Origin of the sequence: Paenibacillus sp. alder61, assembly GCF_020179875.1 — a bacterium.
Classification (GTDB): domain Bacteria; phylum Bacillota; class Bacilli; order Paenibacillales; family Paenibacillaceae; genus Fontibacillus; species Fontibacillus faecis.
The window spans coordinates 1-18,096 of sequence record NZ_JAIUDG010000017.1 but is presented as its reverse complement, the minus strand read 5'-3'; the positions used below and the strand labels follow the sequence as shown (position 1 = coordinate 18,096).

The 18,096-nt window shown below is 52.0% G+C and carries 15 protein-coding genes and 1 riboswitch; of the genes, 11 read left to right on the top strand and 4 right to left on the bottom strand.

All coding sequences use genetic code 11. From position 1 onward, the window contains the following. Positions 1-114 precede the first annotated feature (114 nt). Positions 115-1,068, top strand: coding sequence for a primosomal protein DnaI (gene dnaI / locus LBW89_RS17975; RefSeq protein ID WP_148456857.1), 954 nt, complete (start codon positions 115-117; stop codon positions 1,066-1,068). 66 nt (positions 1,069-1,134) lie between these two features. Here dnaI and LBW89_RS17970 read toward each other — a convergent pair whose 3' ends face one another. Continuing rightward, positions 1,135-1,290, bottom strand: a complete 156-nt coding sequence (locus tag LBW89_RS17970; protein ID WP_148456859.1) for a YqzM family protein — start codon at positions 1,288-1,290, stop codon at positions 1,135-1,137. A gap of 269 nt (positions 1,291-1,559) precedes the next feature. Between LBW89_RS17970 and trxA the strand changes: the two genes are divergently transcribed. Together trxA and uvrC are read left to right on the top strand one after the other, a co-directional pair. Next, entirely contained in the window at positions 1,560-1,877 is a 318-nt protein-coding gene (trxA, locus tag LBW89_RS17965) for a thioredoxin (protein ID WP_148456861.1), read from the top strand. Between the two features lie 113 nt (positions 1,878-1,990). Continuing rightward, a complete protein-coding gene (gene uvrC / locus LBW89_RS17960; RefSeq protein WP_318249407.1) occupies positions 1,991-3,928 on the top strand; it encodes an excinuclease ABC subunit UvrC in 1,938 nt (645 codons plus the stop codon). On the opposite strand, the gene LBW89_RS17955 is transcribed toward uvrC, so the two are convergent. Continuing rightward, positions 3,923-5,584, bottom strand: coding sequence for a CPBP family intramembrane glutamic endopeptidase (locus LBW89_RS17955; RefSeq protein ID WP_225039771.1), 1,662 nt, complete (start codon positions 5,582-5,584; stop codon positions 3,923-3,925). The two genes, uvrC and LBW89_RS17955, sit on opposite strands and share 6 nt — an antisense overlap. A 285-nt stretch (positions 5,585-5,869) precedes the next feature. Further along, a riboswitch (cyclic di-AMP (ydaO/yuaA leader) is annotated at positions 5,870-6,029 on the top strand. Positions 6,030-6,105: 76 nt separating this feature from the next. On the opposite strand from LBW89_RS17955, the gene LBW89_RS17950 reads away from it, so the two are divergent. From LBW89_RS17950 to LBW89_RS17940, 3 genes are read left to right on the top strand one after another with little or no spacing between them, the layout of a single operon-like run. Next, the gene (locus tag LBW89_RS17950) at positions 6,106-7,440 is read left to right on the top strand and encodes a TrkH family potassium uptake protein (protein ID WP_225039770.1); all 1,335 of its coding nucleotides are present in this window, start codon (positions 6,106-6,108) and stop codon (positions 7,438-7,440) included. Between the two features lie 13 nt (positions 7,441-7,453). Continuing rightward, the gene (locus tag LBW89_RS17945; protein WP_148456870.1) at positions 7,454-8,116 is read left to right on the top strand and encodes a potassium channel family protein; all 663 of its coding nucleotides are present in this window, start codon (positions 7,454-7,456) and stop codon (positions 8,114-8,116) included. Positions 8,117-8,168: 52 nt separating this feature from the next. After that, positions 8,169-9,431 carry a cation:proton antiporter gene (locus tag LBW89_RS17940; protein ID WP_225039768.1) on the top strand — a complete coding sequence of 421 codons (1,263 nt, stop codon included), beginning with the start codon at positions 8,169-8,171 and terminating at the stop codon, positions 9,429-9,431. Between the two features lie 633 nt (positions 9,432-10,064). Here the strand turns inward: LBW89_RS17940 and LBW89_RS17935 are convergent. After that, positions 10,065-10,967, bottom strand: a complete 903-nt coding sequence (locus LBW89_RS17935) for a LysR family transcriptional regulator (RefSeq protein WP_148456874.1) — start codon at positions 10,965-10,967, stop codon at positions 10,065-10,067. 239 nt (positions 10,968-11,206) lie between these two features. On the opposite strand from LBW89_RS17935, the gene LBW89_RS17930 reads away from it, so the two are divergent. The 4 genes from LBW89_RS17930 to LBW89_RS17915 all read left to right on the top strand — a co-directional run bounded on the left by LBW89_RS17930 (position 11,207) and on the right by LBW89_RS17915 (position 15,751). Continuing rightward, on the top strand, positions 11,207-11,878 hold the full coding sequence (locus LBW89_RS17930; protein ID WP_148456876.1) for a succinate dehydrogenase cytochrome b558 subunit: 672 nt from the start codon (positions 11,207-11,209) through the stop codon (positions 11,876-11,878). 41 nt (positions 11,879-11,919) lie between these two features. Next, positions 11,920-13,665 carry a succinate dehydrogenase flavoprotein subunit gene (gene sdhA / locus LBW89_RS17925; RefSeq protein WP_148456877.1) on the top strand — a complete coding sequence of 582 codons (1,746 nt, stop codon included), beginning with the start codon at positions 11,920-11,922 and terminating at the stop codon, positions 13,663-13,665. Between the two features lie 13 nt (positions 13,666-13,678). Continuing rightward, on the top strand, positions 13,679-14,449 hold the full coding sequence (gene sdhB / locus LBW89_RS17920; RefSeq protein WP_148456878.1) for a succinate dehydrogenase iron-sulfur subunit: 771 nt from the start codon (positions 13,679-13,681) through the stop codon (positions 14,447-14,449). A gap of 912 nt (positions 14,450-15,361) precedes the next feature. Continuing rightward, positions 15,362-15,751, top strand: a complete 390-nt coding sequence (locus LBW89_RS17915; protein ID WP_148456879.1) for a hypothetical protein — start codon at positions 15,362-15,364, stop codon at positions 15,749-15,751. 85 nt (positions 15,752-15,836) lie between these two features. Here LBW89_RS17915 and LBW89_RS27945 read toward each other — a convergent pair whose 3' ends face one another. Beyond that, on the bottom strand, positions 15,837-15,920 hold the full coding sequence (locus tag LBW89_RS27945; RefSeq protein WP_412067010.1) for a hypothetical protein: 84 nt from the start codon (positions 15,918-15,920) through the stop codon (positions 15,837-15,839). 798 nt (positions 15,921-16,718) lie between these two features. On the opposite strand from LBW89_RS27945, the gene LBW89_RS17905 reads away from it, so the two are divergent. Next, positions 16,719-17,753, top strand: a complete 1,035-nt coding sequence (locus LBW89_RS17905; protein WP_148456882.1) for a LacI family DNA-binding transcriptional regulator — start codon at positions 16,719-16,721, stop codon at positions 17,751-17,753. Positions 17,754-18,096: the final 343 nt, after the last annotated feature.

Below are 18,096 nucleotides of genomic sequence, written 5' to 3'. Positions count from 1 at the left end.
CCAAATGATAGTTTTCTCCTGCTACAATGGCTGATAGTGTACCAGACTCCCCTCGTTTATTATCGCGGGAGCTGTATGTGTTTAAAACTCACGGAAGGAAGAAGGTGAACAACCATGGAATCCCTCGGGGAATTGCTGTCGCAGATCAAAAATCCGCAGTTGCGGCGCCGGTCGGAGGAATTAAACGCAAGGATGCTGAACGAACCTTTGGTGCGGGATTTATGCATCCGTCATCCCGAACTGCAGGAAGAAGACCTGATTCGCGGGATGGCCAAGCTGTATCAATATGTGAACGACAGCCGGCGGTGTGCGAATTGCCCGGGGCTGGAGCGCTGCCCGAACGATTTTCCCGGACATTTCACCAAACTAACCGTCGAGCGGATCGGGGCCGGCCCCCAGCTGGTGGACCATCAGGTCCCCTGCCCGAAACAGCTTCGTCACGAGCATGAAGTTTCCGTCAAGAAACGGATTCACAGTTTTTATGTCGATGAGAGAGCTCTGCAGCAAGGGTACGACGAAGTCGAGATTATGGCCAAAGACAGTATGCGGGCTCCGGCCGTGAGCCAGGTGTTTAAATATATCAACGAGACGAAAGAGTCGGGCCTGAAAACGAGAGGGCTGTACCTGGAAGGTCATTTCGGTACGGGCAAGACCTTTTTGATGTGTTATTTGCTGCATGAACTGGCGAAGGAAGGCTATTCCGGCGTGATCGTCTATATGCCCGAATTCGTGGAGGATTTGAAGTCCATGCTGCAGGACAGCCAGAAGTTGAAAGAGACGACCGAAGTGATGAAGCAGGCGGATTTGCTGATATTTGACGATATCGGAGCGGAAAATTTGAATCCCTGGGTGCGGGACCATGTGATGGGCTCGATTTTGAATTATCGGATGAACCGCAAGCCCACGTTCTACACCTCGAACTATTCCTTAAGCGTACTCGAGAAACATCTTAGCTTCACCAGCAAAGACGGCGAGGAGCTGCACAAGGGTCAGCGGCTGATGGACCGGATCGCCCCGTTTGTGGACGTCGTCACCGTCAGAGGAACGAATAAACGCGGTCGCGATTAACTATATAACGAAGAGCCGGGCTCTCCATCCAAAGGAGAACCCGGCTCTGTTCGTTCTTACGCGCTGTTAGCCGGCAATAAATTTCACGATGACCATACCGAAGAACACGACGGCCATAAACGTGAGCATGCCGAAGAAACCGTTCATCAGATCGAAAAGATCGTTGCGGGGTTCTTCATTGATATGCTCCCGGGGATCGTTCACATGCGTATTTGCATCCATGGCGACGAGGCCTCCTCGCAAAATAAACTCGTTGTCAATAATAAACATCATAGACAATCCGTTTTTGGGTTATTATTAGTATAACCAATCGCCTTGAAATTTGTAAAGAAGGCGTCTTCATTACGATTTTTCTTTTACTAAAAAAATGTGGTATAATTGACAACACGCACGCCTGTTTGGTGCGGAGATTTTATTGTGCTAACCATTCTGACAAATTTGTTCGGAAGCCGCTGTGACTACCGGACACAAATATAAGGAGGAGATTGCAAATGGCAATTGTTAACGTATCCGATCAAACTTTCAATAACGAAGTCGAAGGGCAAGGCGTCGTATTGGTGGACTTCTGGGCTCCTTGGTGCGGTCCTTGCAAAATGATCGCTCCGATCCTAGAGGAATTGGACGGGGAAGTAGGCGATTCCGTTAAAATCGCCAAGGTCAATGTGGACGAAAATCCCGAGTCCGCTTCCCGTTTCGGCGTGATGAGCATTCCTACCTTGATTCTCTTCAAGGACGGTCAACCCGTGGATAAAGTCGTGGGCTTGAATCCGAAGGACACGCTGAAGAATCTGATCGCCAAACATCAATAAGGTCAAGAAGAATTCATCCTTGAACGCTTGGTCTGCGCCTCCGGCATGTCCCGGGGGCGCTTTCTGCGTAGAAGTAGGCAATTTGTTCCATGTGGGGGAGGAGGCTTTAAAGCATGGATTCCGTATCGAATGAGGCTCCGGAGCAGGAGAAGGAGCGGGAACAGGACAGGGAGAAGGCGATGGAGAACATCCGCCATAAGCTCGCTTTGCTGCCGGATTTGCCCGGCTGTTACTTGATGAAGAACAAAGACGGGAAGATTATCTATGTCGGCAAGGCGAAGGTGCTGAAGAACCGGGTCCGTTCCTATTTTACCGGGAGCCATGACGGCAAGACCCAGCGTCTGGTTTCCGAAATCCGGGACTTTGAATACATTGTGACCGGCAGCAACATGGAGGCGCTCATTCTGGAGTGCAACCTGATCAAAACCCATTATCCGCGTTATAACGTACTGCTAAAAGACGACAAGACGTTTCCTTATATCAAAATAACGAATGAAACCCATCCGCGTCTGGAAGTCACCCGCCGGGTGGTTAAAGATAAAGCCAAATACTTCGGCCCGTATCCGAACGCTTATGCGGCCCAACAAACCAAGAAGCTGCTTGACCGGATGTATCCGCTGCGCAAATGCAACGTCATGCCGAAGGAAGTTTGCCTGTATTACCATATGGGCCAGTGTCTGGCGCCCTGTGAAAAAGAAGTTCCGCAATCGGAATATGAGAAGATGACGCAAGAGATCACTTCGTTCTTAAGCGGCGGTCATGAGGAAATCCGCAAAGACTTGGAGCGGAAAATGCATGAGGCCGCGGAGGAACTGTATTTTGAACGGGCCAAGGAATTGCGGGACCAGATTCAGAATATCGACGCCCTGATGGAAAAGCAGAAGATCACCACGGCCGACGCCAAGGACCGCGACGTATTCGGATATGCGGTGGACAAAGGCTGGATGTGCGTGCAAATTCTTTATATGCGCCAGGGGAAAATGATCGAGCGCCATGCGTCGGTGTTTCCTTTTTACGGGGAGGCGTACAGCGATTTTCTGTCCTACGTGACGCAGTATTACAGCGATAACCCGGCGCTGCCCAAAGAAATTCTGCTTCCCGACAAGGCGGAGTCCGCGGACGCCGGAGAGGAAACCGGGACGCGGAGAAGCGCCCCGGACGATGGCGAAGGCGGCGCGGAAACGCTGTTGGATGCGGCCAGCGGGGCCACCGCCCTGCAGGAATGGCTCGGCGTGAAGACGCTCGTTCCGCAGCGCGGGCTCAAGCGTCAGATGGTGACGATGGCGGAAGAGAACGCGCGCGTGGCGCTGGAAGAGAAGTTCCGCCTGATCGAGCGGGACGAGGAGCGCACCATGGGAGCGGCCATGAACCTCGGCCAGGCGGTCGGTCTAGAGCGGCTGTCGCGGATCGAGGCGTTCGATAACTCGAATATCCAGGGGACGAACCCGGTATCCGCCATGGTGGTTTTTATCGACGGGAAACCGGCCAAAAAGGAATACCGGAAATACAAAATCCGGACCGTTCAGGGTCCGGACGATTATGAAACGATGCGCGAGGTTATTCGCCGCCGGTACGAGCGCGTCCTGAAGGAAAATCTGCCCCAGCCCGACCTCATTATCGTGGACGGCGGCAGAGGGCAGATTTCCGCGGCGATCGACGTGCTGGAGAACGAGCTCGGCCTGTTTATTCCGGTGGGCGGTCTGGTTAAGGACGCCAAGCACCGGACGGCCCAGCTCATGGTGGGCGAGCCGCCCGAGCCGGTCCATCTGCCGCGCGACAGCCAGGAGTTCTATCTGCTGCAGCGGATTCAGGACGAGGTCCATCGCTTCGCGATCTCGTTCCATCGGGAGCAGCGCGGCAAATCGATGGTCGTCTCGAAGCTGGACGCCATTCCCGGCATCGGGGAGAAGCGGCGGAAAGCGCTGCTTAAGCACTTCGGTTCGCTCAAAAAAATAAAAGAGGCCTCCGTCGAAGACTTCCGGCCTCTTTCCATCGGCGACAAGCTCGCCCATCAAATCATTCAAGCCCTTCGGGATGAGGAGTCGCTATAGCGGCTCCTCTTTTATGGTTGCAGGAGCGGAAGGCCGCTCTTTGCCCGGAGGGTTGAACAGATAAACCACATAAGCCACGAGGGCCGGGAGAACAATAAAGAACAAACCGGACACCATGTTTAAAGTTCCGCCCATAAACATGACGCTGAGCGACATGAGAATGCTGTCGAAGACGACATGGGCGAACATGACGGCGATAAAACCGTATCTCAGGAAAATATAGCTGAACAGCAAGCCGATGAACAACAGCTCGATCGGCCGGGAAATCACCGGATAGATCGGATACAGCGTATGGCCGAAGGCCCAGATCAACGTGGTGATGATGCTGGCGGCAAGCGTGCTGCGGAACATTTTCTTCAGCATCGGGATGCCGAACAACCGGTAAACCGCTTCCTCGCCGATGCCGGCCACCCAAGCCAGCAGCGGGAGCAGGGCCGGATAAAGCATATTATAAGGCGACTGGGTAGCATCGGTGGTGGACCACGTATGAATCGTGCGTTCCAGGATGAAGAAGATGACCGATTGCACACCGAGCAGGATCAAGGCCCAGGCGTAGCCGTCCGCCATGGATGACAGCACATGCCGCCCGTATCCGCGCTCTTTGGCTCTTGCCCACAGATTGATCCCCTGCTTGCGCCAGAGTCCGTCGCCGCCGACGAGCGAGAAGTAGATCGACGAGGCCAGGATCAGCGTGACGAGTCCCTGAACAACGAATCCGAACATCAGGAGCGTGCCGTTAACCCCTTCCGATTCCAGATACGGCAGCATATTCAAAGCCGAGCCCATCGAAATCAGAAAATAGACGGCAGCGAGCGCGATCCCGCGTTTAAAGGAAGTAAAGGCCCGCGTAAGGGCGCTGTATACAATGGCCAGAATCCCGAGCACGAACGTGAACAAGGCATACCCCGCATAGGTCAGCCAATTGGCGATCGTTTTCTGCCGCTTCACGTAATCCGTATAGCTTTGCGGCACCTCAAAAGAGCCGACGATCTCGGCAACCTGCCCGTCTTTGTAACGGATATCCAACCGGGCTCCGGCATCGCCGATGTTGTATTCTTGAAACGTTAACCGGAGGCCGGAGGCGGTTTCCTTGACGGCAGGGGAACCTTGCTCTCCATAGCCGAGAGCTTTAAGATAGGGCTCGGCCAGCTTGATTTTCTCGTCCAGGTTGAGCGCGAGCCCTTGGCTGCTCAGCAATTCATCCGGCGGGACAAGCAAATCGGTCGCCGGGATTTTTTTGAAGCCGACCGCCTTCCCCGTCGTCATATGTACGTCGATGGTGACCCCGTCCCATCCTTCTTCTGACAGGCTGAAGTAAACGCGGAACACATCATAAGGAAATTGCTTTTCATATTTTTGGAGATAATCGTCCGTTAATTTTTCTTTGGCCAAATATCCGTATACGTCGGATTGGGTTTGATAAGTGACGACAGCGTCTGGTCCGGGAGAAAGCCCCAGTTCGTCCTCCGCAAACTTAAAGGCCGCCGCCTTGGCCTGCTCCTTGGTGAGCACTTGTGCCGATTGTTCCAACTGCAGGGTTTCGGAAGCCGTTGAGGGGAGGATTTGGAGCAGGACAAACAAGACTAATCCCAGAGCGGCAAGTCCCCACAAGGTTCCGGTCTTCATCCGGCGCTGCGGTTTTGGGTCGGAATACATGTCAAAACTCCTTTTTGATTTTTTTGAATCCGTATGACAGAACAAATCGATTGTCACTGTAAAAGATAACACAGGGGGCGGTTCTTCGCCACAGAAGCGGGGGAAAACATGAGAAACCGCAATAACGACGGCAAAGAAAAGCAAGGCTTAGATAAGACGACACCCGGAAGCCTGTTTCCTCCCTTTTGAGGGTTTATCGCATTATTTCATCCAATTATCACTTTGTAGTACGCTCGAATAAGGCTTATAATCCATTTGACGAAAATGAAATGAAAAATAATGAAACTAATATGTTGGCCGAATTTCAATTGAAAACGGGGGAACCGATCTTTAGGGGTGAATTTCGCCGGCAGCAAGCGGACCGCTTGGTGCGAAAGGCGAATAGGGCAGACCTAGCAAGCCCGAATCCGTCAGCTAACCTCGTAGGCCTTTGCTGCAGGGACCAATCAAAAGGCATTGGATTTCCAGTGCTTTTTTCTTTTTTTCATTTTTGGCCAATACACAAACGAGGTGAACCGCCTTTGCGTTCCAACTGGTTTAAGTTTTCACCGCCGCAGATTCTGGTGCTGGGCTTCGCGGCCATCATCCTGTTCGGGTCTTTTCTGCTGATGCTGCCGATTTCCAGTGTGACCGGGCAAACGCTCCCCTGGATTGATGCATTTTTTACGGCGACTTCGGCAACCTGTGTGACCGGGCTAGTGGTCGTGGACACGGGCGCTTATTTCTCCACGTTCGGACAGGTGGTCATCATGCTGCTGATTCAGGTGGGGGGGCTGGGGTTCATGACGATGGCCACATTATTCTCCTTAGTGTTCAAACGTAAAATCTCGCTGAAGGACCGGCTGCTGCTTCAGGAGGCGATGAACCAGAACACGATGGAAGGCATCGTCCGGCTAATTCGCAAAGTTCTGTTGTACTCGCTGATTATCGAGTCCGGCGCCGCCCTCGTTTTCGCGATTCGCTGGGCTTTCGATATGCCGCTCGGACGGGCGATTTATTACGGAATTTTCCATGGCGTCTCCATGTTCAACAACGCCGGGTTCGATCTGTTCGGGGAATACCGGAGCCTCACCCAGTACGTTAACGACCCGATCGTCAACTTCGTGGCGATGTTTCTGATCGTATCGGGAGGGATCGGCTTTATTGTGCTGTCGGACTTGATCGAGTTTCGAAGCCGCCGCAAATTCTCACTGCATACCAAAGTCGTGCTCTCGATGACCGGCGCTTTGATCGTGATCGGGGCTGTGGTGATATTCGTGTTCGAATTTACCAACCCGAGAACGCTCGAGCCGTTGGGGTGGGGAGGGAAGTTCTGGGCCTCCTTCTTCCAGTCGGTGACGCCGAGAACGGCGGGGGCCAATACGCTGGATATCGGCGCGCTGCGGCAGGCCACCCAGTTTTTTATCATTATTCTCATGTTTATCGGCGCGTCTCCGAGTTCGACGGGGGGCGGCATCAAGACGACGACGTTCACGATTCTTGTGGGCGCGGTGATCTCCATGATCCGCGGTCGTTCGGATCTCGTGCTGTTCCGGTATCGGCTGGCCCAAGAGCGTATTTTTAAGGCCGTGACGATCACGATGCTGGCGCTGTTTCTGGTCATCGCGGTGGCCATGGTGTTGTCTACCACGGAGGACGCGAGCTTTCTGAGCATCCTGTTTGAGACGACTTCGGCATTCAGCACGGTAGGTCTGACGATGGGCCTGACCGGAAAACTTACCGTCCTGGGTAAGATTCTCATCAGTTTTACGATGTTCGCCGGTCGGCTCGGACCGCTGACCTTGGCTTATGCACTGGGGCCGAAGAAGGGTAAAGAACTATACAGACACCCTGAAGGCAAAATGATTATCGGATAAGGGGAAAGAAAAGATGAAGACACAGCAGTTTGTCGTGATCGGATTGGGACGCTTCGGCTCCAGTCTGGCGCTGGAGCTGATGGAACTCGGGTACGAGGTATTGGGCATAGACCGGAATGAAGACGTCGTCGAAGAATGGAGCCATCTGTTGACGCATGCCGTGGTTGCCGACGCCACCGATGAGGAAGTGTTGAAATCCCTCGGCGTACGCAACTTTGACTGCGGGATCGTCGCCATTGGCAACGACATTCAGATGAGTATATTGAGCGCGATTCTTCTGAAGGATCTTGGCATCAAAACGGTCGTAGCCAAAGCAATTTCGGTATTGCACGGCCGGGCCTTGGAAAAACTGGGGGTGGACCGGGTGATTTTTCCGGAGCGCGATATGGGGATTCGCGTAGCCCATCAACTTGTGACCCCCAACCTGCTCGATTATCTCGAGCTGTCCAAGGAGTTCAGCATCGTGGAATTGAAAGTGCCCGAGTGTCTGAATGGAAAAAATGTGGGCGAGTTGAATCCGCGTGCTAAGTTCGGCTGCAGCATCGTGGCGATCCACCGGGAAAGCGGCATCATCATCGCCCCGACGGCGATGGATTATTTGGCCGCCGGCGATATTATGGTCATTATCGGTGCCAACAAGAACATCGAGGAATTCGAAGCTGTCATTAACGACTAATTCCTTTTTTATAAGGTACAGAGATTACGCATAATCTGGAGTGTGAATTGGCATGGAATCGGCGGCGACGGAAGCGATCCGGCATTTTCTTATCTTAGTCATAGTTGTAATCAGTATAGGGATGGCGGCGGGGAAGCTGGCCTCCCTGCTCAAGCTGCCCGACGTCGCCGTGTTTATCGCGGCCGGTATGCTCATGGGGCCCGGTTTCGGTTTGATTCACGAATCCAGCGGCTCGCTGATCAATCAGCTTATTTTGACGGTCGGTTCCGTGCTGATCTTGTTCGATGGCGGGAGAAATCTGAATCTGGGCGGACTGCGAAAGGTTTGGATCACTCTGACTATGCTGAGCGTACTGGGTGTGCTGATTTCCGTCCTTGTCGTCGGCCTGGGCGTTCACGTTCTGTTCGGCGTCGATTGGACCCTCGCCTTCTTGGCGGCGGCGGTCATCGCCTCCACGGATCCGGCTTCGATCATCCCCGTGTTCAAGCAGGTCAAGATCAAGGAGCGCGTGCGGGAAACGGTGGAGAGCGAGTCAGCCTTTAATGATGCGACGGGCTCGATCGTCACGTTTGCTTTGCTGGCCGCGGCCGCAGGAACCGGCACTCTGGATTTTGCCGGGATGGCCGGGGCGTTTCTAACGACCTCACTCGGCGGGATCGCCGTCGGACTGGTGGTCTCCGGTGTGCTGACTTTTTTTACGGCACATGTGAAATATGGCCTTGTCAGGGAGTACACGACGATCGTAATGATCGTCTGCGCCTTGTCCAGCTACCTTGTAGCCGACCTTTTGCATGTCAGCGGATTTATGGCTACATTTGTCGCCGGGTTGATCTGGGGGAACTCCGAACTGTTCCGCTTATCCATGAGCGATAAACAGCTGGAGGTCGGGTCATTTGCCGAAAATACGACCGTCATGATGCGTATGCTAATTTTCGTACTGCTGGGGAGTCAGGTTGATTTCGGAACGCTCGGCCATTATTTCTGGCCAAGCCTCGGGGCCGTTCTGGTGCTCATGTTTGTGGCCCGGCCGCTAACGGTGCTGCTCTGTGCCCTGCCGGATCGGGGCGTACGATGGAGTTGGCGGGAGCTGCTGTTTATGTGCTGGGTCCGCGAGACCGGCGTCATTCCGGCCGCGCTGTCCGGGATGATCGTCGGCATGGGGTTGCCGCATGCCGGAATTATATCGGCGATAACGTTCATGGCGATCGTCCTGACCATCGTCGTTCAAGCCAGCACGACCGCATGGGTGGCGCGAAAGCTGGGATTGGAGGTCCGGGAGGAAGCCGCGGCCATACCGTACTCGACTCGGGGGTAGCCGGAAGGATGCGAACCGGGCCCCGAAGGGCTAAAACAGGGGGATGAGCGTTTGCTGGGCAATTACCCGGAGCCTTTCCCGTTATATACCAATCGTATTTAGCCCACGGTGATTAAGGAGCCTAGCGTACTTCCAACACTTTCAACCCTTCCAACACTTTCAACTCCAAAAAGATGCAAATTTGCAGGTATTTCGGCCGATCCACGAGGGGACGCGCAAAAAAGATGCAAATCTGCAGGAATTTCTCGTGATTGAAGAGAGACGAGCCGATTCCGTCGAAAATTCCTGCAGAATCGCAGGTATTTTGAAATTTTGACCCCGAACAAGAAAAAAACATGCATATTTGCAGGAATTCTAGATTATCAAGGTTGTCTGACGGGGGACCAGCCCCGCAGGCTTCCTATCGGCCATGCTTGCTTTCTTCGGCTTTTCTCCCGCTCCGTTAATCTCTCGGCTTATCCACGCAAAGCCGCACATCAAGTGGTCACGCCCCACAGCGCACGCCATACAGCCTATGCCACAACCCACACGACACAACGCACGCCATACAGCGCACCCATACAGCCCACGCACACATCGCACGCCATACAGCGCACGCACACAGCGCACGCCACACAGCACTCACGCATGCGACTACAAGGCGAGGGTTTCCACGACGCTTTCTTTGATCTTCGAAATCCACTCTTGCGTTTCCATGCTTAGCTCGGATTTGTCGCCGTATACCAGGCAGGTTTCCCGCCGGGTCTGGTCCAATTCTTTCATTTGAAGCGAGACGAGCCCGTTATCCTGCAGCATCTGCTTGCGGAGATACGATTTGGGCAGCAACGCCGCGGCCTTGCAGGTAGGCAGCAGCCGGACGATCGCTTCGAACGAGTCGATTTCCATGCGGATGTCGGGGATGATCCCGTAGCGGCCGAACAAATCGTCGATCAGTTTCCGGTACCAGGTCCCCTTCGAAAAGACGATCATGGACCGTCCGTTCAGATCCTCCATGCCGGGGTGGCGGTTTTCGGCCAATTCGTGTCCCCGGGGGACGACGAGCTCCAGATGATCCTGAAACAGCGGGATGCAGCGGAGGCCCGCTTCGCTGATGGAGGAGGCGACCACGCCCAAATCGACCTTGCGGTCGCGGATGTGAGCCACAATCTCATGCGTCTTGCCGGTTACAAGCTTAAGCTCGATGTCGGGAAACTTCTCCATCAGGGCTTTGACGAGCGGCGGAAGCGTCGTTTGGATGGTCGTCAGACTCGCCCCGAGCGTAACGACGCTGCGTTCGGAAGCCTTGAAGCGGGAGACGGACCGGAGGAAATTTTGATGTCGCTGACGCTGCTCCAGGGCATAGATGTATGCCTCGTGCCCGACGCGGGTCAACTCGAGCCGTTTTCCTTTTCGCGTAAACAAGGATACGCCCCATTCTTCCTCCAGTTTGGTGATTTTTCGGGACAGGGCGGGCTGAGACAAATTCAGCAGTTTGGACGCTTTGTTCAGGCTGGATTGTTCGACGACCGTTGTGAAAACCAGCAAATCTTCCAGCATTGCCGCTTTCCTCCTCTTATGCGAAAAAGTTATAACAATTAATAAGTATATTGCAATTCCATTATAAGATAAAAAGGAGTAACATGAAAAGTGACACAAGTTGTTCACATGTTACTTTTGTAACAAGGGGAATCGGCTGCAATAACGTGTAATTTATCATATACGTCCAGCAGTCGAAGCATGACGAAATTGAATGAGAATTGAGGAACGTTGGAAACGGGAAAGGGGTATATGGACTTATGAAAGGGTTTTATTCCAGAAAACTGCACTCGCTTCTGGGTGTCATTCCGCTCGGCTTTTTTATTCTGGAACACATGCTGACGAACTTTTCCGCCGTAGAGGGCGGGCCGCAAGGGTTTAAGGATTCGGTCGCTTTCTTGAACGGCTTGCCGCTGGTGATCGTATTGGAAACCTTCGGGATTTGGCTTCCCCTTCTGTATCACGGGGTGTACGGCATGTACATCGCGTTTCAGGCGAAGCCGAACAACAAGCGGTTCCCGAATGAACGGAACCTGCGCTACCTGCTTCAGCGGGTGACGGGGGTTATCGTGTTTGTCTTCGTGATTTGGCATCTGTACGAAACCCGGGTTCAGGTGGCGCTCGGCAATGTGACACACGAGGAACTGGGCGGCGTCATGCATCATATTTTGACCACCCCGGTGTTTTTCGTACTGTATTTGATCGGCGTCATCGCCTCGGCATTCCATTTCGCGAACGGATTGTGGTCGTTCATGGTCAGCTGGGGAATTACGGTCGGACCGCGGGCACAGCGGGTCTCCTCCTATATCTGCATGGGGTTGTTCGTCATCACGGCCGTGTTGTTCACCTGGTCGATGTTTGCGTTCCGCGGGTCGGAGTTCCAGGCTGAAGGCACCGCGCTGCTGGAAACGTTCAGAATCTTGATCGGCTAAAAAAATCACGCTATACACTACGTTTAGGAGTTGAAATAGAGATGGCTAAACAAAGCATCATTATCGTCGGCGGCGGTCTGGCGGGGCTCATGGCCACGATCAAGGCGGCCGAAGCCGGAGTACAGGTTCAACTGTTCTCGCTCGTTCCGGTCAAAAGATCCCACTCCGTTTGCGCCCAAGGCGGGATTAACGGAGCCGTCAACACCAAAGGCGAAGGCGACTCCCCTTGGGAGCACTTCGACGATACGGTCTACGGGGGCGATTTTCTCGCCAACCAGCCGCCGGTCAAAGCGATGTGCGAGGCGGCCCCGGGCATCATCCACCTCATGGACCGCATGGGAGTCATGTTTAACCGGACGCCGGAGGGTCTGCTGGACTTCCGCCGTTTCGGAGGAACGAAGCATCACCGGACCGCGTTCGCGGGAGCGACGACGGGGCAGCAGCTCCTGTACGCGCTGGACGAACAGGTACGGCGCTATGAAGCCGAAGGTCTCGTGACCAAGTACGAGAACTGGGAGTTCTTGTCCGCGGTGCTGGACGACGAAGGAGCTTGCCGCGGCATTTGCGCCCAAAACCTGCGCTCCATGGAAGTCGTCACGTTCGCTTCCGACGCGGTGATTTTGGCGACGGGCGGCCCCGGGATCATTTTCGGCAAAACGACCAACTCGGTTATCAATACGGGAACGGCGGCCAGCGCCGTATACCAACAGGGCGTCCATTACGCGAACGGCGAGTTTATCCAAATTCACCCGACGGCGATTCCGGGGGACGACAAGCTCCGGCTGATGTCCGAATCCGCGCGCGGGGAAGGCGGCCGAATCTGGACGTACAAGGACGGGAAGCCTTGGTACTTCCTCGAGGAAAAATACCCGGCTTACGGCAATCTGGTGCCGCGCGATATCGCCACGCGGGAAATTTTCCACGTGTGCGTCGATATGAAGCTGGGGATCAACGGGGAGAACATGGTATATCTCGACCTTTCCCACAAAGACCCGAAGGAGCTGGACGTGAAGCTCGGCGGCATCATTGAAATCTATGAAAAATTCATGGGCGACGATCCGCGCAAAATTCCGATGAAAATTTTCCCGGCGGTCCATTATTCCATGGGCGGCATGTGGGTGGATTATAACCAGATGACCAACATTCCCGGCCTGTTTGCGGCGGGGGAATGCGAGTATCAGTACCACGGGGCGAACCGGCTCGGCGCCAACTCCCTGGTGTCCGCCATTTACGGCGGGATGGTGGCCGGACCGAAGGCGGTGGAATACATCCGCGGCCTGAAGAAGTCGGCGGAAGACATCAATCCGGCGGTTTACGACCGCTACCGCAAACAACAGGAGGAGAAGTACGAGGGGCTGCTGGCCATGAACGGCACGGAGAATCCGTACGTGCTTCACAAAGAGCTTGGCGAGTGGATGACCGACAATATGACGGTGGTCCGCTACAATAGCAAACTGGAAGCGACGATCGGCAAAATCAAGGAACTGAAGCAGCGTTACAAAAACATCAACATCAACGATACGTCCCGTTGGAACAATACCGGCGCCTCATTTACCCGTCAGCTGTGGAACATGCTGGAGCTGGCCGAAGCGATGACGCTGGGGGCGCTGCTGCGCAACGAAAGCCGCGGCGCGCACTACAAGCCGGATTTCCCGACGCGGAATGACGAGGAGTTTCTCAAGACGACCAAGGCGGCTTGGACGCCGGACGGACCGCAGATTTCCTATGAAGAAGTGGACGTCTCGCTGATTCCGCCGCGGATTCGCGATTACTCGAAGGATAAATAGGAGGGGAGAAACCATGGCTACAGCGGAACCGAAATTAACAGCGAAAAGAGTCAAGTTCATCATTACACGCCAGGATGACCCGAACTCCGCATCTTATACGGAAGAATTCGAACTGGATTACCGTCCCGGCATGAACGTGATCAGCGCTTTGATGGAAATTCAGCGGAACCCGGTCAACGTGAAGGGAGAATCGACCGCTCCCGTCTGCTGGGAGTCCAACTGTCTGGAAGAAGTGTGCGGAGCCTGCTCCATGGTGATCAACGGCAAGCCGCGGCAGGCATGCGCCGCGCTGGTCGACAACCTGGAGCAGCCGATCCGGGTCGAACCGATGCGGACCTTCCCGGTCGTTCGCGACCTGGTCATTGACCGTAGCCGGATGTTCAATGCGCTGAAGCGCGTGAAGGCCTGGATTCCCATCGACGGCACGTACGATCTGGGGCCGGGGCCGCGTATGGCGGAGAAGAAACGCCAGTGGGCTTACGAGCTGTCCAAGTGCATGACCTGCGGGGTCTGCCTGGAGGCGTGCCCGAACGTCAACGAGAAGACCGATTTTATCGGCCCGGCCGCGATTTCCCAGGTGCGCTTGTTCAACGCGCACCCAACCGGCGAAATGAACGCCGAGGAACGGCTGGAGGCGCTGATGGAGGACGGGGGCATCGAAGGCTGCGGCAACTCGCAGAACTGCGTACGCGCTTGTCCGAAGGGCATCCCGTTGACGACCTCCATCGCCGAAATGAACAAAGCGACGACCAAGCATATGTTCAAACGTTGGTTGGGCGTGTAGTTATTATATTTAAAGCAGTCTCTCAAGCAGATTCTCTGACAGTGCAGGGAATCTGCTTTTTTAATATTTTTGAAAGCTCAAACAAATTTTATATTGATATGCGGGAAATATGATTTTGAAGCCATTCAATACCTTATTGCACTGGCAATTGACCTTAAGGTTCAATAGAGACTTGGATAGGAATATCTTCTGTTTTTTTACTTCACTGGGGTTTCGCTGGCTTCGGTAGCCAAGGCAGAGTTACTTATTCTTTTGACGTATTTTCCGACGTTTCGGGTTGACCTTCCAACTGAAGGATGACACGCACATTGGGATGGATATTGTGTTAATCAGCGGTAAAATGCTCGGTTTTCTACTCTGGCTACTACTTGTCAGGAGCCAGATTTCCAGAAGACTTTACCCTAAGAATAGGATGCTCGATCAGGGTAAGAATGGCATGGGCTTGTAGCGGTAGTAACCTTGACAACCCACCCGAACTAAATCAACAGCCAGATAAGGTCAGGTAGTTTGCGAAATAGTTTTGGTTTCTCAACGACATCTCTTCTCTCGGATTATTTTTGGTTAGTGGATATGGTAGATTCATAGATGTGAAAATATTGAGAGAGCGTCTTACATTTATAGATACCTTCTTAGTGGGGGAGATTTAATTGTTCTTTTCAAAAACATTCAATGTAGTTAATCTTTCAGAAACAGTAAATTGAAAATTTAAATTATTTTTTTACAAATAGAAAATATTTACTTACGAGGAGTTACATGGTATTCTATAATCGAAAACGTTACCGAAAATGATACCGGTAATGTTTTCGATGATATATCTATATAACTATTAAAAAGGGGGGCATTCTATGGTTTTTTAAAGTAGAGTCATAAAAAGTCTTATACTATTACTTATTTTTAGAGGAGGTATATATTATGAAAAAAAGCAAATTATTTATTTCAGCCTTAATAACTGTAATTTTTGTTTGCTCGATGGGGACAGCAGCATTTGCATCTAATTCTGATTACTCTACTCCTAAGATAGCAGCGGCAACAAGTAGTTCTTCATATATTCAATCTAAAGAAGTTTATAGCAAAATAACAGGTGAATTAATAGGTTATGTAGACCTGACATATACAAAGTTTACAAATGCTAGCGGTCGACCACAATTTGATGTTGTACAAGCTTCAGTTGTTTTTACACGTGATTATTATCGTGGTAATTGCGAAATTACTAAAGCCACCGGGGATGTTGTAGTTGTTAAAGTAAACTATAATAACCTAGGCATTGATGTCGGATACCAAACTTACTCATTCCTACCATGAGCTTGTATAATATATTTTTAAAAAGAACTCCTGTAATTGCTGTAATTTGGTCAAGCCCCAATTTAGTAGACACTGAAAAAAACACCTAGGCTATAAACTGACGCCGGTACTCTACCAGCGTCAGTTTATTTAATTCATGCTGTGGTCGTCGTTGGTTATAAAATTGTATATATACTTCGATTCGGCTTTGTGCTTCAGAAGACCTTCGGATATCATAAGATTAGAGCGCTTCCGTCTTGAGATGCGAGAAGAAGCTCTCCATTGAGGCGTTATTTAGACAATTTTCTTGACGAGACATGCTGATTTGGGCGCCAACCTTTGGCCGCGTGTCGTGGTATGCATGAGACGTGTACTGGAATCCCTGGTCACTGTGAACGACGAGTCCGTCACATCTTTATGTTTGGCAAAAGTCTTTGCGAATGTCTGCAGAACAAGTTCATTGTCATTACGCTCACCGAACTGGTAAGCGAAAATTTCATTATTGAATAAAGTCTTTTACGGCAGAAAGATATAGCCAGCGCTTGCCTACCCGATATTGAGTTTTAAAGTCGCGTTTTAGGAGATTCTCAGCCACACGCTCTTCAGCCTTATACTGCATGTTAAACCGGCTTCTCCGGCGAATTCTAGCTAGAAGTCCGAGAGTTTGCATAGACGCATCACCTTCTTGTGGTTCATCGACACGCCCTCATCCTGCCATACAAACAGCTGAAGCTGACGGTAGACGTATTTCCCCTTGTAGCGGTTGTAAACCTTGTTGATGAGTCCCAAGGCCTCAAAAGCTTGTAACGTTCCTATTCCCCCCCTGCTTCCTGATTTTTAAACATTTTTAGCATATTAAAAATCCTCGAATTATGATATTATTTTATATTTCATTTAAAAACCTTACTCTATATAGATCCTCTTGTCTTCAGTTACCGGTATTGATATATTTTTAGAAGACAGATTACGGAGTAAGGGAAGATCGGATATGGCTTCAATGACAATTATCGATATCGCGAAGATGTGTGGGGTTGGCGTGACGACGGTTTCCCGGGCCATAAATAATCATCCCGATATCAGCGAAGAGACGAAAGCGATGATTATGAAGGTCATCAAAGAGAATCATTACGTTCCGAACAACAGCGCCCGGAATTTGAAGCGTTCCGCTTCCAAGACGATCGCCGTGCTGATCAAGGGGATTACCAACCCTTTTTTCAACCGGATGATTCAGGTGTTTGAGAAAGAAATTCAGCGCAAGAAGTACTCTTTCATCCTTCAACGGGTAGACGAAAACCAGGATGAGATCGATGTGGCGATTGAGTTGGAGAAGGAGAAGCGGTTAAAAGGGATCGTCTTTCTCGGCGGTAATTTTTCGCATGCGAAGGAGAAGCTGGAGCAGTTGACGGTTCCTTTCGTGCTGAGCACGATTGGTATGGCCGCGGAGTACGATCCGCACGAATATTCCTCCGTTTCGGTCGATGACTTCAAAGAAAGCTATAAGATGGTGGATTATCTGTGCAAGCTGGGACACCGGCAAATCGCCATCCTTACGGCGTCCATGGATGACGTGAGCATCGGAAAACTCCGGTATGAAGGATACAAGAAGGCGTTGGAGGATCACGGTCTGCAAGTGAATGACAAGCTGGTGTTTTCTATGAAAGAAGACATCGAAAGCTATTCCATGGAGAACGGTTACGTCGTTACCAAGGAACTGCTTGCCTCCGGGGAGGATTTCACCGCGCTGTTTGCCGTGTCGGACAGCTTGGCCGTGGGCGCCTGCAAGGCGATCTTCGAGAGCGGCAAATCGGTTCCCGGTGATTATTCGGTAGCCGGCTTCGACGGGCTGGATATCGCCTATTACTATAATCCGTCGATCACCACGATCCGCCAGCCGGTCGAAGAAATCGCCGAAGAGACGATCAAAATCCTGTTCGATCTGATCCATAAAAAGACGACGCATGCCCATAAAACCTTCCCTGCGGAGCTGGTTGTCAGGGAGTCCACGGTTCCACTTTTCCGCTGATTCCGCTGAAAAAGCCCCTTGTCTACCGGAGCAAATCCGAGGGACGGGGGTTTTTGTGATGATCATCTCCTTTGCTCCTCTTACACCGTGTAGTTCCTGCAGATCTGCAGGTATTTAAGCCGGTTCACGAGCGTATGCGAAAAAAGATGCAAATCTGCAGGTTTTTCTAGCGATTTTAGAGAAACAAGCCGGTTTCGCCGAAAATTCCTGCAGATTTGGTTACTACTTAGGACTTCCTGCTTAAGTGCGGGAAGTTTTTTTTTCTATAAAAAAGGGTTTATAACTCTTTTGTCAAAAAGGTAAGTTAATCCAATTCATGAGAGGAGCGTCACCCATGCATCTA

Bases quoted from the DNA above. Each gene is read 5' to 3' on its own strand.
- LBW89_RS17955 (WP_225039771.1), bottom strand. From the start codon at position 5,584: ATGTATTCCGACCCAAAACCGCAGCGCCGGATGAAGACCGGAACCTTG.
- LBW89_RS17915 (WP_148456879.1), top strand. From the start codon at position 15,362: ATGAAAAAAAGCAAATTATTTATTTCAGCCTTAATAACTGTAATTTTT.
- trxA (WP_148456861.1), top strand. From the start codon at position 1,560: ATGGCAATTGTTAACGTATCCGATCAAACTTTCAATAACGAAGTCGAA.
- LBW89_RS17935 (WP_148456874.1), bottom strand. From the start codon at position 10,967: ATGCTGGAAGATTTGCTGGTTTTCACAACGGTCGTCGAACAATCCAGC.
- dnaI (WP_148456857.1), top strand. From the start codon at position 115: ATGGAATCCCTCGGGGAATTGCTGTCGCAGATCAAAAATCCGCAGTTG.
- uvrC (WP_318249407.1), top strand. From the start codon at position 1,991: ATGGATTCCGTATCGAATGAGGCTCCGGAGCAGGAGAAGGAGCGGGAA.
- sdhA (WP_148456877.1), top strand. From the start codon at position 11,920: ATGGCTAAACAAAGCATCATTATCGTCGGCGGCGGTCTGGCGGGGCTC.
- LBW89_RS17905 (WP_148456882.1), top strand. From the start codon at position 16,719: ATGGCTTCAATGACAATTATCGATATCGCGAAGATGTGTGGGGTTGGC.
- LBW89_RS17970 (WP_148456859.1), bottom strand. From the start codon at position 1,290: ATGGATGCAAATACGCATGTGAACGATCCCCGGGAGCATATCAATGAA.
- LBW89_RS17940 (WP_225039768.1), top strand. From the start codon at position 8,169: ATGGAATCGGCGGCGACGGAAGCGATCCGGCATTTTCTTATCTTAGTC.
- sdhB (WP_148456878.1), top strand. From the start codon at position 13,679: ATGGCTACAGCGGAACCGAAATTAACAGCGAAAAGAGTCAAGTTCATC.
- LBW89_RS17930 (WP_148456876.1), top strand. From the start codon at position 11,207: ATGAAAGGGTTTTATTCCAGAAAACTGCACTCGCTTCTGGGTGTCATT.
- LBW89_RS17945 (WP_148456870.1), top strand. From the start codon at position 7,454: ATGAAGACACAGCAGTTTGTCGTGATCGGATTGGGACGCTTCGGCTCC.